This is a genomic window from Faecalimonas hominis (assembly GCF_054660755.1).
The window spans coordinates 1-16,052 of the sequence record NZ_BAAHSH010000027.1 but is presented as its reverse complement, the minus strand read 5'-3'; the positions used below and the strand labels follow the sequence as shown (position 1 = coordinate 16,052).

The window sequence follows — 16,052 nt, the reverse complement described above, 5'->3', positions numbered from 1 at the left end:
TGCATCTTGGCAACTTTTTTTTATGTTTTCATCACTTTTTTTATTTTACACCACAATTTTTTCTTTGTTGCAAACGGCAACTTTTTATGCAATATACATCGTAAATAAAAGTTTTTTCATATCTCTTCCCCGATAAATCTTTATCCAAATCTTTCCTAACAGTATTCTTCCTCTGTCGTCTGCCATACTTTGAAAACGAATCCAATCCGCCCTGAATGAAAGCAGACGCCCCTGCCGTTCCATATCGCACCATGCTTCCCCGTCCCAATACGCAAACTGATATTCCCTGTACTCGCCGAGCATCTGAAGAAACACCTTTCCATTTTTATTCTGCACATTTAAAATACATGGATTTTCAAATCGTTCATTCCACGTTGAGACTTCTTTTTCCAAATCCAGCTCTTTTTGAAAAATCGCAAACGGAATCGGGTAATTCCCATCGGGATACCTCCCACTCAGACGCTCTCCGCCAAATTCCATTCCCTCTCTGAAACTATATTTTACCCGTTTTGCAATTTCCTCTTTTTTCAATACTTCCAGAGTCTCCTCCTTACAGTATGACGCAATGATAACTGCGTCTTCCCGCGCTGTCTCCTGAGAAACCCCTGTTCCCAGAAGATGCCCGATAACCAATTCCACTTTTTGGCTGTATTCCTTTGCAACTGCCCTGCCCTTTCTTGTCAGCACCGGATTTCTCCGGTCACTTTTATCAAGCAGCCCTTCTTTTTCCAAAGCAGATAATATGCGGCTGACTACATATTTCTCTACCCCAAGCGTTATCGCAAGATTTGTCACATTCCACTGCTCTTTTGGATTTTGAAAACAGATTAATATTTTTACTCTTAATACGTCCATATCATTCTTCCCCTGAAAGCGTTATCTTCACATCATTATTAGTCGCAACTAACTTCCTAAAAGATAACAAATTCCCATTTATTTGTCAATCCGGCATCTTTCCCTTGTCTACACACCGTTCCGGTAATATAATAATGAGGGAATAAGAAAAATAGTATGAGGTAATTGATTATGATAAAATTAGTGGCAAGTGATATTGACGGAACATTATTAAGATACGGGGAGCAGAAATTAAATCCTGAATTATTTGATATTATCCGCCAATTGAAAAAGAAAGGAATTCATTTTATTGCGGCAAGCGGAAGACAGTATGCAAGTATCGTCAATCTTTTTGAACCTGTGAAAGATGAGATTTCCTACATTACGGAAAACGGTTCACTCTGTATTCACAACGGTGAAGTTCTCAGTCGCGGAACGATTGACCGCGAATTAGGAATCCGCATTTTTGAAGAAATCAGGAAACGGGAACACTGCGATGCCGTTCTTTCCTGCGAAGAGGCATGTTATATTGAGACTGCCGATAAGGAATTTTTCCGACATCTTGTGGAAGATATGGCAAATAAAGTTATTCGTGTAGATGATTTGTCTAACGTTGCCTCCCCATTTTTAAAAATCGCTATTTTTGACAACGTAACGCCTGAGGAGACTTTTGTGCATTTCCGCGAAGAGTTCAAGTCGGATATCAAAGTCGTCACTTCAGGAAATGAATGGGTTGACTTTATCTCCCCTGAAGCAAACAAAGGAACTGCCCTGCAGGTTTTCCTTGATTACTTCAACATTCTTCCTGAAGAGTGTATGGCATTTGGTGACCAGCATAACGATATTGAAATGCTTCATCTTGCAGGCGAAGGATATGCCATGTCAGACGCTGCTCCGGGTGTGGCTTCACACTCGACATATGTTACGGATTCCGTAATTGAAACATTAAAAGAGTTATTAGAATAACCAAGAAAAAGGTATCGCACCAGTCTGATATGCGATACCTTTTCTCTACTCTAACTTCAGCAGTTCTGAAAATTCTTTAATTTTCCATTCACTTTCAGGGACGTCTCCAAAACCATACTCTGCAAAGACAAACGGAACTCCCGCCTGTTTTGACGCCTCATAATCGCCTCGGATATCACCTACATAGCAGGCGCTTTCTGAATGATTTCTCTCCATAATCAAACGAATGTTTTCCCCTTTTCCTCTTCCGGTATTTCCAAAACATTCTATGTCTGTAACATATTTTTCCAGATTTGTTTTCTTTAAAAACATTTCAATGTATCCGGATTGACAGTTGCTTACAATAAAAACCCGATGTGTTTTTGATAATTCGATAATGGTTTCCCTTACATTGGGATACAACATATCGCACTCATCATTTTCCAAATCTTCATGTTCGTACTGACAGCATAAGTCCATGACCTGTGCTTTTTCTTCCTCGGAACACCCCGCTAAAACAACGTCTGCAATCTCTTTCATCGTTCTGCCGAACAATGTTTTCAGCCGGTCTGCTGTCACATCAATATGCGTAATACCTATATCACGAATCGCTCTGTTCCATGACTTTGCCACTAACTCCGTGGAATCCCACAATGTTCCGTCCACATCTAAAATAATACTTTCTATCTGCATTTTCACTCCTATATTTCTCTCGTATATTTTTTAAGCCATTCTTTTTCTTCTTCATTTAAGTATGGAGAAACTTTTTCGTATACCGTTTTGTGATAAGTATTCAGATACCGTCTGTATTCTTCTGTCAGCATCTCTGGCTTAATCGCATCTAAATCGAATGGAACATATGTGATTGTTTCTAAATACATAAACTGTCCGTACTCATTTTTTTCGCCTTTGCATACAAGAACCTCGTTCTCCAGACGTACTCCGTGTGAACCTTCAATATAAATTCCCGGCTCAACCGTAAGTATCATACCTTCCTGTAAAACTGCCGTATTTCCTTCACGATATCTTAATTGGAAATTTGCAGGGTCTTCGTGAATATTCAATAAATATCCTATACCATGACCTGTTCCGTGATTATAATCTTTGTTTCTTTCCCACAATGGTTTTCTCGCCAAAATATCTAAGTTTACTCCTGTGCATCCTTCCATAAATTTTGCATTTGACAATTCTAAATTACACATGGCAACAACAGTAAAGTCTTCTTTCATATTCTCCGGTATTTCTCCCAAAGCGTAAGCCCTTGTAATATCTGTTGAACCTTCATAGAAACCGGCGCCTGTGTCTGTTAGGAAAATATTTCCTTCTTTCAATTCCACATCTGTTTCCGGTGAAGATGTGTAATGGCATAGTGCGGCGTGTTCCCCATAAGAAGAAATCGGCTCAAAACTTGGTCTGATGAAGTTACCCATCTCTGCACGGAACTCATCTAATTTATCAGACGCACTCATTTCCGTAATCGTTATTTTTCCAACATTTTCTTTTAACCATTTCATAAATTTAACATGGGCAACACTGTCTTTAATTTGTGCCTGACGCATATTTTCTACTTCTGACGGATTTTTCATCGCTTTAAACAACACTTCCGGATTTCTTTTTTCCACTTTTTTCACATCGGCAGAAATATTACTGTAAATCGCATAATTCAAGCACATCGGGTCAATCAGAAGAACTTCTTCTTCACCGATTTGTTTTACATCCTCATAAATGGCATTATATTTATGTAAAATAACGCCGTCCGCTTCCATATTTACTCTTATCTCATCACTTAATTTTGTTTCATCAATGTATAAATGCATTTTGTCCATTGTGATAATCGCATAAGAAAGAACAAGAGGGAAAAACTCAATATCATTTCCTCGTATATTCAATGTCCAGCAAATATCATCCAATGTCGTTAAAATATGTACGGTTGCACCGTTTTCTTTCATCACTTCTCTAATTCTGCTTAATTTACTCTCGGTAGATTCTCCGGTATATTTTTCCTCTAAAGCAAATACAGGCTCTTTGGAAAGTGACGGTCTGTCTTCCCAAATTTCTCCGATTAAGTCCATATCATACACGATTTTTCCCTGTTTTTCTTCTACAATTTTAGCATATTTCTGCCCATTTCCCATAGAAACAACTCTTCCGTCAAAACCGAGTGTCTGACCATTCTGTAATGCTTCTTCCAAATATTTATCCAATGTCGGTACGTTCGGCCGTCCCATTTTCATCATCTGAATTCCCGTACCCTGTAACTGTTCCGCAGCCTGAATAAAATATCTTCCGTCTACCCAAAGACGTGCTTCCTCTAAAGTGATTACCGCCGTTCCCGCTGAACCGCTAAACCCTGTAATAAATTTTCTTGCCTTAAAATATTCTCCTACATATTCGCTCTGATGAAAATCTGCTGTCGGTACAATATATATATCTATACCGTGACTTTTCATTTGTTCACGCAACATCGAAATTCTTTCCTGTATACTCATTTTCTCTCCTCCTGTAAAATACATAATAACTATAGAAAAAGCCACTACACTTTCGTGTTGTAGCTTTTTCATCATCTTTATTTCATTTCTCTTAAAAATGCCTTATAACCTTTGTATCCTTCATAAATGTCTGCTTTACTTGCAATTTCCCATGGAGCGTGCATAGATAACACTGCCATACCGCTGTCAATAACATTCATTCCGTAATCTGCCATGATGTAAGCGATTGTTCCGCCTCCACCAAAGTCAACTTTACCTAACTCTGCTGTCTGGAAACCGATTTCATTATCATCAAATACTTTACGGATTTTTGCAATATATTCTGCGTTTGCATCACTTGAACCGCTCTTTCCTCTTGCTCCTGTATATTTATTTAAGCAAAGTCCACGTCCAAAATATGCTGTATTTTTCTTTTCAAATGCATTTGCAAACATAGGGTCATATGCTGCACTAACGTCTGAAGAAAGCATATATGAGTTCTGAAGGGCACGTCTTACTTTCAATGAAGATTCTCCTACTGTAAGGGCAACTAATTCTGCAACTGCATTTTCAAAGAATTTTGATTCCATACCTGTTGCTCCTACACTTCCGATTTCTTCTTTATCCACTAATAAACAACAACTTGTTCTCTCAGGATTTTCTACTTCTAACATAGCAAATAATGATGTAAATGCACAAATTCTGTCATCATGTCCATATCCCATAATCATGCTTCTATCAAATCCGCAATCTCTTGCTTTTCCTGCAGGTACAATTTCTAACTCAGCAGATAAGAAATCTTCTTCTTCAATTCCGTAATTATCTTTTAAGAAAGAAAGAATAGTTGCTTTTACTAATTCTTTTTCTTCCTTATCCTCTGTTGAAAGTGGTTTTGAACCAACTAAAACATCAAGTCCTTCCCCTTCAATTACAACGCTTGCCTTCTTATCCATCTGTTCTCCTGCAAGGTGAATCAAAAGATCTGAAATAACAAGTACTGGGTCATCTTCCTTTTCTCCTACAACAATATCAACTGTTGTTCCGTCTTTCTTAGCAACTGTTCCATGAATTGCCAATGGAATGGAAACCCACTGATATTTTTTGATACCGCCATAATAATGTGTATCTAAGTATGCTAAATCTGTATCTTCATAAAGTGGATTTTGTTTGATATCAATTCTTGGTGAGTCTACGTGAGCTCCAAGAATGTTCATTCCTTCTTCTAATGGTTTCTGTCCGATTTGGAATAAAGCCAATGCTTTGCCCATTTGGTTTACATATACTTTATCTCCTGCTTTTAATTCTGTATTTTCAGCAATACACTCTTCCAGATTACGATAGCCGTGTTCTTCTGCCATAGAAACAGCAAGACTTACACATTCTCTTTCTGTTTTTCCCGCATCAAGACAATCTTTATATCTTTTGCTAACTTCTTCTACTTCGTTTAACTGTTCTGCAGTATACTGTTTCCACATATTTTTTCTTTCCATAGCGTATTCTCCTTACTTCAATTTAATTCTCTGTCATTATATCGCTTTAAATAGCAAAAGTCAATCTTTCCATAGGAATTTCCATAGACCAAAAAAGATATGGCATCTGAAATTCAAATGCCATACCTTTTTTAACTTAAATCAATTACGGAAACCGGACATCCATCTCTTGCGTCCTTGGCTGCCTCCTTTATCTCTTCAGTTATATCAGCGTACGCCTCCGCCAATCCTTCATCATTAAACTGAAAAACTTCAGGGCAGAGGCTTACACACATTCCACAGGCAATACAGCCTTCATTCACTTTTGCTTTCATCAGTGTTCCTCCTACTTTTTTATTTAGGATTCCCACTTTTTCTTATCTTATGAATGTTTTCTTTTTTTTGAAAAGAAAATACTTCCGCCTGCCACAACTAATAATGCTAACCATAAACCGATTGGTGTTGCATCTGCTGTTTTTGGTGGTTTTGTTCCTGCCGGTTTGTTATTACCATTTCCGCTACCGTTCCCGCCTTGATTTCCACTACCGTTTCCACCTTGATTTCCGCTGTCGCTTCCACCCTGATTTCCGTTACCGTTTCCATCTTGGTTTCCATTTCCTCCATTGCCGTTTTCGGCTGGAACAAGTGCGTCTGCTGCTGCATTTAATGCATTCAAGGCGTCGGCAATTTGTTTTTCTGTTGCGTTTTTATTTGCTAAAACTTTTTTAGCAGTATTTAATGCGTCCTCAAATACTTTCCATGAATCTGCCGTATAGTCTTTTTCATCATATTTACTATACTTTTCAACTGCTTTTCTTAAAGCATCTTTTCCGTCATTTGCTTCGCCTTTGCCTTCAAGAACAAGAGAAGTCATTGCTTTTCTTAATTCTTTTTTCATTACTTCTACATCATTTGCATCAGGATTTTCTGAATTAGCAAGTTTTTCTGCCTCTTCAATCTTGGCCTGTAGAGCAGCACATGATTCTGTTGTGTAGCCTTTTTTATCCATTTCTTTTGCTTCTGTGATTAAAGCTTTTAATCCTTCCACATCTGCTTTTACTCCTGCACGGTGGATTAAAAATTCTGCTGCTGAACCAAATCCGCCATGAGATGCTTTATAAATAACACGGATATGTTTTGTTGTAACTGTCTTACCAAAGTCGATTACTTTTTCTTTTGCATCATCTGCAAGAGTTCCAGTTTTAACTGTTGTATAATTTTTTCCATCATCACTGGCTTTAATTTCATAACTTGTAAGATTTCCGTTTCCACCGTTTGCACGCGGAGTATATGTCAATCCATTTACTGCTGTAGGCTCTTTCATCTCAAAGTTAATCCAGTGTTGATTACCTGCACATTTATCTTCGCCGCTGTAGTTTGTATGCCAGATTGTATTTTTGTTTCCGTCAATAGCTTTATCCGGTCCTTCACTACCATTTTTTGAACAAGCAGTCGCCTTTACTGTTCTATTGTCTACATAATTTACATTAGCTGCCTCATAAATCTTTAATTCTTTTAATGCTTTTGCTAATGATTTTTCATATCCGTCTACAACATCCTGCATAGATGCCGGAAGGTCATAACGAATAGAATCGATTACATAGTTAAGATTATCTACTGTTTCTTTTGTAAATGCAGATAAATCTTCCGGAACTAATGCTAAGTATTTTTCTACTCTGCTATAATCAGCCTTTTTAAATTCTGAAGAAGAAATCACTTCGTTAATTCTGTTTGTCAAGTTTTCCACTTCTGCTTTTGTTGGGTTGAATTTTGTCAACAGTTGTTTTGCTTCTTCTAATAATGGTTTTAATGCTTCATTATCTTTTGCTACTTCTGTTGCTGTCCAAACTGCACGGTCTAAAGCGATTGTAGATGTGTATGTACCCTCTACTGCCTTTCCAACACGAATGTCATCCACATAACCTTCAAATGCTTTTGTTTTGCTTCCGATTGTATCAATTGGGAACATTGTTGTTGCAAGCATTGGTCTTCCTTCAACCTGTTCACCGTCACCAAGAGTATCTTTTAACGCACCGTTTACATATAATTCTACACGGTTCTGTTTGTTCTTGATTTCTAATTCTACCCATTCATTTACAGGTAATTCATAGTTAAATGAATAGTCAAAGTTCTCTCTTGAAATACCAACTTTTCCTGTTTTTTTCTGTACTGCTTTAATACTTCCATAACTGCTTTCAAATAAAACTTGTTCATCTGTACTTTCAGAAGTACGTTTCACTTTCACACGAAGGTCGTTTCCAAGTCCTACTGTTCCGACTTCTGTGTTCATGTAACTTTCTTTTCCATTTAATTTTAATGCACTCTTACCGTCAACGTTTGTAATCTCTGCATTTTTACCGTCTGCAAGGTTATGTTTGTTTGCTGAGTAATCAGCCTTATCATCCATTGGATAGTTTACGATAGCACCTTCGCTATCTGTTGCTGTTTCGTATCCAAAGTTTGTTTGTGGAGCATCACTAATTTGTTTTGACAAACTGAGTGCTTCATTCATATTCATATTTCCCTTGCCCCAAAGTTTTGCACCAAATAATGCAATTGGTTCATTGATACGGTCATATACGTCATATTCACTTACACCATTATCAAGGTAGTCTGTCATATCATTCCATACTGCAAATGCTCCACCAATCATCTGTTTGTCACCTGCCGGAATTGTCGTATTACCAATTGTATTAATTGCAAGATCATATAAGACATTGTTATTTAAATAATCATAGTAATATCCTGCATTTGGAACAACATAATAATTACCGTCATTACAGTTAATTAAATCAAATCCTTCATTATACATCTGATTCATATTTGCCCAGCCGCCGTTCCATAAGTTCATCTGAACGCCTTCGCTCTGTACAGCCACATTACCTTTAATCTGAGTCAAACTTCCCCAAATACGAGGTGTACGTCCGTTTTCTTTTACATAACCGAGCATATCATTTGCAAATCTTCTGTAAGCATTTCCGTCAGCAGTATATTCATCTGCTCCTACATGAACGATTGTATCTTTATCAAATACCGGATTAGACAAATCTTTTCCCATGTATTCATTAAAAATACTTTTAACAAATGATATACTGTCATCATATTTGTCAATTAAGTTTAAGTGGTCATTATCTCTGCCATATGTACCGTGTCTAAGATCAGGTCTTACTTTTGTCAATGCAAGAGAATGTGCCGGTACGTCAATTTCCGGAATGATATTTACACCATAAGTTCTTGATTCTTTAATAAAGTTTCTAAATTCATCTTTTGTATAGAACACATCTTTACTTGTTAAGTCGGCTTTGTTCTTTCCACCGTTACCGCCTTTTTTAATATCAGATTCCAAACGGAAACCTGAGTACGCTGTCATTGGGTCTTTTCCTGCTTTAGAATAGTTTTCCAATGGAATTAAATTATCGTTTAAGTGTACTTGGAAGTCATTCATTTTGTACCATGACATTGCCTTTACAACTTGCTGAAGGTAATCCATTGTAAATGTTTTTCTTCCTACGTCCAAAATAAATCCACGTACTTCATATAATGGATAATCTCTTGTCTGTCCTTTTGGAATATTGTTTGTTAATTTTAAACTCTGTAAAATTGTTCTCGTTGCCCAGAAAGCACCTGTTGTTGTTTCTGCCTCAACAGTTACTTTATCTGTAATGTTCATTAAGTAGCCTTCTTTCTGAAGACCTTTTGTTTTATCTGTTGTCAATGCAAAATAGAAATCACCCGGTTTTGCTTCTCCTTTAACAACGCTGATTTCTTTACCTGTAATTTCTTTATAATCTTTTGCAAAAGCATTTGCCATATCTTTTAAAGCATCACTCTGAATAACAATACGGCTGCTTGCAGAAGGAGTAAAGTTTCCTGTAGAACCTTTCCACTCACGTAATTCCGGAAGTACTTTCGGTGCTTTATTATCTCCCTCTTCTTTTGCTAATTTACCAGGGATAACAACATTTCTTTCTTCAAACATATAATTTTTATCATTTTTCTTATCTGTAAGTTTGAAAGAAACTTTTACCACTGTATCTACAAGTGGCTGGTAAATTTCTAAGTTTGGTCCAACTACCTGTTCGTAGTCTGTTCCGTTATATTTAATTGTATAATCATCAGATGTAGGTAATGTTACCTGTAATTTTTCATCTGTTCTTTCAGGTTTTTTAATCTGAATTTCTTTTGCCAGATCGTCCATACCTGCTTTTGGTTCTCCGCCGTATACTTCCATTTCGTAAACAGAAATCGTATTCCATGTTGCCCCGCCGTCAACATCTTCAGCTGTGAACTTATCAATCATAAGACGAACATAACGTGCCTTTTCTGTATTTTCCAATGTGATTTTTTCTGTTTTACTTGCAGGACGTTCATTCATTACCTTAACATCTTTCCAATCTGTTTCTTTCATTGGATTGCTTAATGTTGTCGCTGTCTGAATACGGTATTTTGTAGCCTTTCTTGTTTCCCAGAAAAGTCGGATTGTTTTTACATCTTTTACTGCACCTAAGTCTACATAAATCCAGTGTGGGTTAGAATTTACCGCACTTGCCCATCTTGTGTCTTTTGTATTACCGTCAAATGCTTTTTCTACTTTTAAATTATCTGCTTCAAAAGAGTCTGAGAATGACGGTTGTCCCTGTGCCACGTTTTCCTGTGGGTCTTGTGGTTTCTGAGGCTGTTCAGGTTGTTCAGGTTCTGTTGTGCCATCCACAAGTTTCACCTGAAAATCACAACAACTTACATTTGGATAATCATTTACTTTAGTTACATTTAATTTAACGTAACGTCCTTCCACAGTATGATTCAATTTTACTTCTGTTTTTCTTGTTGTGTTTCCTGTTTTTGTTGTTACAGGTTCACCCCATTCTGTTGTACTGTCTGAAACATAAATCTCAAAATCTGTTGCATACTGTGAGTCACTTTCCCAAAGCATTGAAAAGTAATTCATGCTTTTCTTTGCCCCTAAATCAACATATGCCCACTGTGTTGGTTTTTGCTCTGCTGACCAACGGCTTTCTTGGTTCTCATCTGTTAAATTAGATTTTGGGAAATTTGCATGATCCGAACTTGCAGTTACTGTCTTGCCCAATGCTAAATCATCATTTGCTTTTGGCGCCTTTGTTTCAGCGAAAATCGTCACATTTCCAGTAACCGCCAATGACATACTTAACGCTAAGGCAAGTACCTTTTTCTTCCACTTTTTCATTTTCTTTTTCCTTCCTTTTTACTTTTTAGCAAGGTTTCCATAAAATGCCTACTTGCTAAAATAATAGCAAATTTTCCAGAAAATGTACACTCTTTTTTTCATCTTGCACAAAAAAGTTTCCATATGTTATAATTATACGTACGAAATTTACTAAAGGAGAGTTTATGATGAGAAGTCCGCATTAGATTTTCATTATTTCATTACATACAATTAAATACGAAAGGACATGAAAATGAAACATAGAAATATAACCACACTAAAACATATTTCTTTGTTTGGAGGATTAATTTTTTATGCACCTGTTGCATTGCTTGTCCGTACAAGAATGGGAATTACCTATTCTCAGTTTTTTGTGTTACAATCAGTGTTATCAATCAGTATTTTTATTTTTGAAATACCTTGCGGATATATCACCGATAAAATCGGCTATCGGAAAACACTTATTTTAAACAGCACTTTTACGTTTCTTGCAAGAATACTTATGGTTTTTGCAGGAAACTTTTACTTCTTTTGCATAGAGGCTATATTGGAAGGCATCTCTATCGCTTTATATTCGGGAACAATGTCCGGTTATCTTTATCAACTGTCGGAAGAACATTTTGCCTATTCACTTTCTGTTGTAGACAACTATTCTCACTTAGGATTTATTTTATCTACACTTACATTCCCTTACATGTATTCTATATGGGGAATGGACGGATTGCTGGCACTAACTGCTCTCTGTTCCTTCATCGGTCTTTTATTGTCTTTTCGTCTTCCAAAAGAGAAAAAATATCCTGTCAAAAAGAATTTTTCATTTTCTTTTCATTTAACGGATATTACCATCAGCCTTTTTATTGGAATTATTAAGATTAGTTTTCTTATCATTAACTTTTTCTATATTGGAATTTTAACTCAATTTCGCATGGATGAACGTTATATGAGTATACTGATTTTACTCTATACGACAATACAACTGAATGTACCGAAACTCACACAAACATTTGGTGAAAATAACTTATTGAAAAAAATTTACGTCTGCTCAGTGATGTGCATTTTTTGTATTTTTTCTATTTCTCTCTGCCGCAGCCGTACTATATTTTTCCCAATGCTGATACTTCCAACTCTTTTATCACTTTTAAATGTTTATTTTGAAAAATATCAAAACAATTATATTGACTATATGGGGTATGGACAACAGCGGGCAACTATTTTGTCCTGTTATAATATGAGTGCAAATATTATAGAAGTTTTCTTTCTACTTGGCTCTGCAAAATTAGAAAAAATAAACGTGTTTGATATATTCACAATGTTAGGATGTATCTTTAGTATTATCCTTATCTTTATATTGATTTTCCAAGCAAGAAAAAAATAATGCAAAACGCATGAGATTTCTTTTCCAAGAAATTTCATGCGTCTTTTTATGTAATTACCATATATGCATAAAATGCTGCATTCCAAGTGTCACTGCCGTAATACCAACCCAGCATGACATTCCGAGTAAAATCGGACGCCCGCCACTTTTAACCAGTTTTACAATATCCGTATTAAATCCAATGGCAGCCATAGCCATAACGATAAAGAATTTTGATAACTCTTTCAGCGGATTAAACATTGTCGCAGGCACACCCATAGATGTAGCAACCGTTGTAATCAAACTTGCCCCGATAAAGAAAAGAATAAAAAATGGGAAAACTTTCTTCAGTGATACTTTCTCTCCACTTTCATTTTCTGCTTTTCTTGCTCTCATAAATGCCAACACAAGTGTAATCGGAATAATTGCCAATGTTCTTGTTAGTTTTACCGTTACCGCTTTATCCAACGTCTGACTTCCCAATTGATACATACTGTCCCATGTGGACGCCGCCGCAGTAACTGAAGAAGTATCATTTACCGCTGTCCCCGCAAATATACCGAACGCCTCACCTGATGTTGTTGAAAATCCAAGTCCTGTTCCAAGCATCGGAAAAATCAATGCTGCTAACACATTAAATAGAAAGATAACTGAAATTGCCTGTGCAACTTCCTCCTCTTCTGCATCAATAACCGGCGCTGTCGCCGCAATGGCAGAACCTCCACATATAGATGAGCCTACACCGATTAATGTAGAAATCTTAGTCGGCACACGCATTACCCTGTGCATAATGTATGCGATAATCAGTGAAGTACTGATTGTACAAATAATAATCGGTAACGACTGTTTTCCCGTCTGCATCACAACTTTTAAATTCATTCCAAATCCGAGAAGAACAACTGCATACTGCAAAATTTTCTTCGATGTAAATTTCACTCCCGATTCAAATGCTGTTTTATTTTTTACTAAAAGAGCCAAAATCATTCCGATAATAATAGCAAACACCGGACCGCCGATAATGGCAAATTTTTTTCCTAACATACTGGACGGCACTGCTATTGCAAGACAAAGCAATAAGCCTTTCCAATTCTTTTCTATAAACTTCATCTGTTCCCTCCTATTTCGCTAAATGTACTCCCGCTACTGTTCCATCTGCAACAGCCGTAGATACCTGACGCACCTGTTTCACTCGAATATCTCCTGCCGCATAAACCCCTTCAATCTCTGTTTCCATATTTTCATCAACCGGAATAAATCCATTTTCCAACTTCAACTCTGTATATAATTCCGTGTTTGGTGTCGTTCCTGCATAAACGAAAATACCACATCCCGAATCAGAAATCGTTTCTATTGCACCGGTCTTTTCATCAGAAATTTCCAACGATTCCACTTTATCCACTCCGTACACCGCATGAAGTCTTGAACCTAAACGAAGTTTCATATTTGGTGTTCTTGCCACCTTCTCTCTAAATTCTGCAATGCATCCAAGCGTTTCTTCAAAATGGATAATCGTTACCTGTTCAGCATATTTTGACAAATATAATGCCTCTTTTACCGCTCCGTCTGCACCACCTACAACGTAAACATGTTTTCCCTGATATCTTTCTCCATCTCTCTGTGCATTCATGCCCATTCCCTTTCCAGCAAGTTCCTTTTCTCCGATAATACCAAGTTTTCTAGGAGTTGTTCCATTTGCCAAAACAATTTTTTTCGCTGAATAAGCCTTATCCTCTGTATAGATTTTCTTCACTTCTCCCGTAAGTTCAACTCGTTTTACTTCACCATATGCGATTTCAATTCCTGCACTTTCTGCCTGCTCTTTCAAGCGATTCGCAAAAGTGACTCCTGTTTCTTCTGACATAATCCCTGCATAATGCGTAACCGTAGAAACTTTTCCAATCAATCCGCCTACAATATTTTTCTCCACAATCAACACTTTTTTCCCTCTGCTCACTGCGTAAATTCCTGCACTGATTCCTGCCGGACCTGCACCGATAATCACAACATCATACATCATAACTATTTCCTCTTTTCTTTTTTATCTTTAATGTGTTCCTCTTGCTCATACTATATACCCGTATAAGCATTTTGTAAAATTATAATTATTGATACTACCATAAATATATGTTATTGTTATTTTATTAAACTTTTACGGAGGAAATTATGCTTGATTTTAGAATGGAAACTTTTTTAAAAGTATGTGAATATATGAATTTTACCCATGCCGGTGAAGCCTTAAATCTAACCCAGCCCGCTGTTTCCCAACACATTAAATATTTGGAGAAAAAATATGATTCCCCTCTGTTTATTCGTGATAAAAAACGTCTTCTTCTCACACCGGCAGGGGAAATCTTGCGTTCTGCTCTAGAAACAATGCGAAACGATGAAAACACATTAAAAAAACGCATGAAAGAAAGTCTGGCAGGAAAAAACATTCTCACGTTTGGTGTTACAATGACTATCGGAGAATACGCTCTCGTTCCTGCTCTTACAAAATTAATTAAATCCCACGAGAATACCGATTTTCATGTCCGCTACGGAAATACTCAATCCCTTCTCAGTTATCTTTACGAGGGAAGTATTGATTTCGCCATTGTGGAAGGTTATTTTAAACCTGACAACTATAATACCCGTATTTATAAGACAGAAGAATATATTGCCGTTGCTTCCACGAAGCATATCTTTCAAAATCCAATACGGACACTCACAGATTTAACTTCTGAACGGCTGATTATAAGAGAACATGGTTCCGGAACAAGAGCAATTTTAACAAAAACACTCGCTATGAAAAATATGTCCGTCAATGATTTCCGTCATATTGTCGAAGTGGAAAATATTCACACAATCGTTAATCTGCTTCGGCAGGATTGTGGTATTTCCTTCCTATATAAGGCGGCTGTGGAGGAAGAGATTGCCAACGGAACTTTAATGCAGATACCTTTATCTGATTTTATGATTAAACATGATTTTACATTTCTGTGGAATAAGGACAGTGTTTTTTCTACGGAGTATGAAAAGATTTTTGAGGAGTTGAAGGAGTATGAAGAGTAGAAAAGATAATATCATAACTGAATGGAATTTTGCCGCTGATAATTATATGAAACAGCAAGAACAGTCCTCTTTTGTTTCAATCAATAAACAGATTATTATGAAACGCTTTCCAAAATTAAATAATGAAAATGTTTTAGATTTAGGTTGTGGATATGGAGTTTATACAAATTATTTTAGAACCGTTAATGCAAATGCTATAGGGATAGACGGGTCTAAAGAAATGTTAAGACTCGCCAAAGAACAATATCCCGACTGTCATTTTGAACTTGCTGATTTTAATCAGCCGCTTCCTTTTTCAGATAATAGTTTTGATATAATTCTCTGCAATCAAGTTTTAATGGACATCGAAAATATAGACCTTATTTTCTCAGAATGCCAACGGATATTAAAGAAAAATGGGATTTTCTTCTACGCAATTGTCCACCCTGCGTTCTATGACGCAGAGTGGCTTGAAGATGAAAACCATTTCAAATATGCAAAAGTAATCTCTAATTATATTGAACCTTATCAATTTAAAAATACATTTTGGGGTGAAACAACACATTTTCATCGTCCCTTATCTGAATATTTGAATACAGCATCTAAAAATGGATTTATGCTTATACATACAGAAGAGCCTGTATCCTACGACGGCAAAACCAAAACTAAAGATTTGCCACTATTTTTTATTGCGGAATATAGAAAAATTTAAAATAGTATCACAAAAAAGGGACTGCCTAAGCAATCCCTGAGACTATGAAGAAAAG

The 16,052-nt window shown here is 36.6% G+C and carries 12 protein-coding genes; 4 read left to right on the top strand and 8 right to left on the bottom strand.

Translation table 11 applies throughout. The features are described from left to right. Positions 1-84 precede the first annotated feature (84 nt). Positions 85-855 (bottom strand): MarR family transcriptional regulator, encoded by a 771-nt coding sequence (locus tag ACYQ35_RS04820; protein WP_009461533.1) that lies wholly within the window; start codon positions 853-855, stop codon positions 85-87. Positions 856-1,026: 171 nt separating this feature from the next. Between ACYQ35_RS04820 and ACYQ35_RS04815 the strand changes: the two genes are divergently transcribed. Next, the gene (locus ACYQ35_RS04815; RefSeq protein ID WP_459830819.1) at positions 1,027-1,800 is read left to right on the top strand and encodes an HAD family hydrolase; all 774 of its coding nucleotides are present in this window, start codon (positions 1,027-1,029) and stop codon (positions 1,798-1,800) included. A 45-nt stretch (positions 1,801-1,845) separates the two neighbouring features. Here ACYQ35_RS04815 and ACYQ35_RS04810 read toward each other — a convergent pair whose 3' ends face one another. The 5 genes from ACYQ35_RS04810 to ACYQ35_RS04790 form a co-directional block, all read right to left on the bottom strand. After that, complete coding sequence (locus tag ACYQ35_RS04810) at positions 1,846-2,472, bottom strand: HAD family hydrolase (RefSeq protein ID WP_009461535.1); 627 nt, start codon at positions 2,470-2,472, stop codon at positions 1,846-1,848. A gap of 8 nt (positions 2,473-2,480) precedes the next feature. Beyond that, entirely contained in the window at positions 2,481-4,268 is a 1,788-nt protein-coding gene (locus ACYQ35_RS04805; RefSeq protein ID WP_459830815.1) for an aminopeptidase P family N-terminal domain-containing protein, read from the bottom strand. A gap of 77 nt (positions 4,269-4,345) precedes the next feature. After that, positions 4,346-5,737 (bottom strand): aminopeptidase, encoded by a 1,392-nt coding sequence (locus tag ACYQ35_RS04800; protein ID WP_459639350.1) that lies wholly within the window; start codon positions 5,735-5,737, stop codon positions 4,346-4,348. 131 nt (positions 5,738-5,868) lie between these two features. Then, positions 5,869-6,051, bottom strand: coding sequence for a ferredoxin (locus tag ACYQ35_RS04795; protein WP_459639351.1), 183 nt, complete (start codon positions 6,049-6,051; stop codon positions 5,869-5,871). Between the two features lie 47 nt (positions 6,052-6,098). Further along, positions 6,099-10,922: a discoidin domain-containing protein gene (locus ACYQ35_RS04790; RefSeq protein WP_459830811.1), complete on the bottom strand. Its 4,824-nt coding sequence runs from the start codon at positions 10,920-10,922 to the stop codon at positions 6,099-6,101. A 232-nt stretch (positions 10,923-11,154) separates the two neighbouring features. Here ACYQ35_RS04790 and ACYQ35_RS04785 point away from each other — a divergent pair, with 232 nt between their 5' ends. After that, positions 11,155-12,276: an MFS transporter gene (locus ACYQ35_RS04785; protein WP_459830808.1), complete on the top strand. Its 1,122-nt coding sequence runs from the start codon at positions 11,155-11,157 to the stop codon at positions 12,274-12,276. Between the two features lie 54 nt (positions 12,277-12,330). Here the strand turns inward: ACYQ35_RS04785 and ACYQ35_RS04780 are convergent, their stop codons facing one another. Together ACYQ35_RS04780 and ACYQ35_RS04775 are read right to left on the bottom strand one after the other, a co-directional pair. Beyond that, positions 12,331-13,362, bottom strand: coding sequence for a YeiH family protein (locus ACYQ35_RS04780; RefSeq protein WP_009461541.1), 1,032 nt, complete (start codon positions 13,360-13,362; stop codon positions 12,331-12,333). A gap of 10 nt (positions 13,363-13,372) precedes the next feature. Further along, entirely contained in the window at positions 13,373-14,272 is a 900-nt protein-coding gene (locus ACYQ35_RS04775; protein WP_009461542.1) for an NAD(P)/FAD-dependent oxidoreductase, read from the bottom strand. A 146-nt stretch (positions 14,273-14,418) separates the two neighbouring features. Here ACYQ35_RS04775 and ACYQ35_RS04770 point away from each other — a divergent pair, with 146 nt between their 5' ends. Continuing rightward, positions 14,419-15,306 carry a LysR substrate-binding domain-containing protein gene (locus ACYQ35_RS04770; RefSeq protein WP_459830804.1) on the top strand — a complete coding sequence of 296 codons (888 nt, stop codon included), beginning with the start codon at positions 14,419-14,421 and terminating at the stop codon, positions 15,304-15,306. Next, positions 15,296-15,997, top strand: a complete 702-nt coding sequence (locus tag ACYQ35_RS04765) for a class I SAM-dependent methyltransferase (protein WP_009461546.1) — start codon at positions 15,296-15,298, stop codon at positions 15,995-15,997. Before ACYQ35_RS04770 ends, ACYQ35_RS04765 begins: the two co-directional genes overlap by 11 nt. Positions 15,998-16,052 lie beyond the last annotated feature (55 nt).

Coding starts and splice junctions, on each gene's coding strand:
- ACYQ35_RS04820 (WP_009461533.1), bottom strand. CDS start 855: ATGGACGTATTAAGAGTAAAAATATTAATCTGTTTTCAAAATCCAAAA.
- ACYQ35_RS04815 (WP_459830819.1), top strand. CDS start 1,027: ATGATAAAATTAGTGGCAAGTGATATTGACGGAACATTATTAAGATAC.
- ACYQ35_RS04810 (WP_009461535.1), bottom strand. CDS start 2,472: ATGCAGATAGAAAGTATTATTTTAGATGTGGACGGAACATTGTGGGAT.
- ACYQ35_RS04805 (WP_459830815.1), bottom strand. CDS start 4,268: ATGAGTATACAGGAAAGAATTTCGATGTTGCGTGAACAAATGAAAAGT.
- ACYQ35_RS04800 (WP_459639350.1), bottom strand. CDS start 5,737: ATGGAAAGAAAAAATATGTGGAAACAGTATACTGCAGAACAGTTAAAC.
- ACYQ35_RS04795 (WP_459639351.1), bottom strand. CDS start 6,051: ATGAAAGCAAAAGTGAATGAAGGCTGTATTGCCTGTGGAATGTGTGTA.
- ACYQ35_RS04790 (WP_459830811.1), bottom strand. CDS start 10,922: ATGAAAAAGTGGAAGAAAAAGGTACTTGCCTTAGCGTTAAGTATGTCA.
- ACYQ35_RS04785 (WP_459830808.1), top strand. CDS start 11,155: ATGAAACATAGAAATATAACCACACTAAAACATATTTCTTTGTTTGGA.
- ACYQ35_RS04780 (WP_009461541.1), bottom strand. CDS start 13,362: ATGAAGTTTATAGAAAAGAATTGGAAAGGCTTATTGCTTTGTCTTGCA.
- ACYQ35_RS04775 (WP_009461542.1), bottom strand. CDS start 14,272: ATGATGTATGATGTTGTGATTATCGGTGCAGGTCCGGCAGGAATCAGT.
- ACYQ35_RS04770 (WP_459830804.1), top strand. CDS start 14,419: ATGCTTGATTTTAGAATGGAAACTTTTTTAAAAGTATGTGAATATATG.
- ACYQ35_RS04765 (WP_009461546.1), top strand. CDS start 15,296: ATGAAGAGTAGAAAAGATAATATCATAACTGAATGGAATTTTGCCGCT.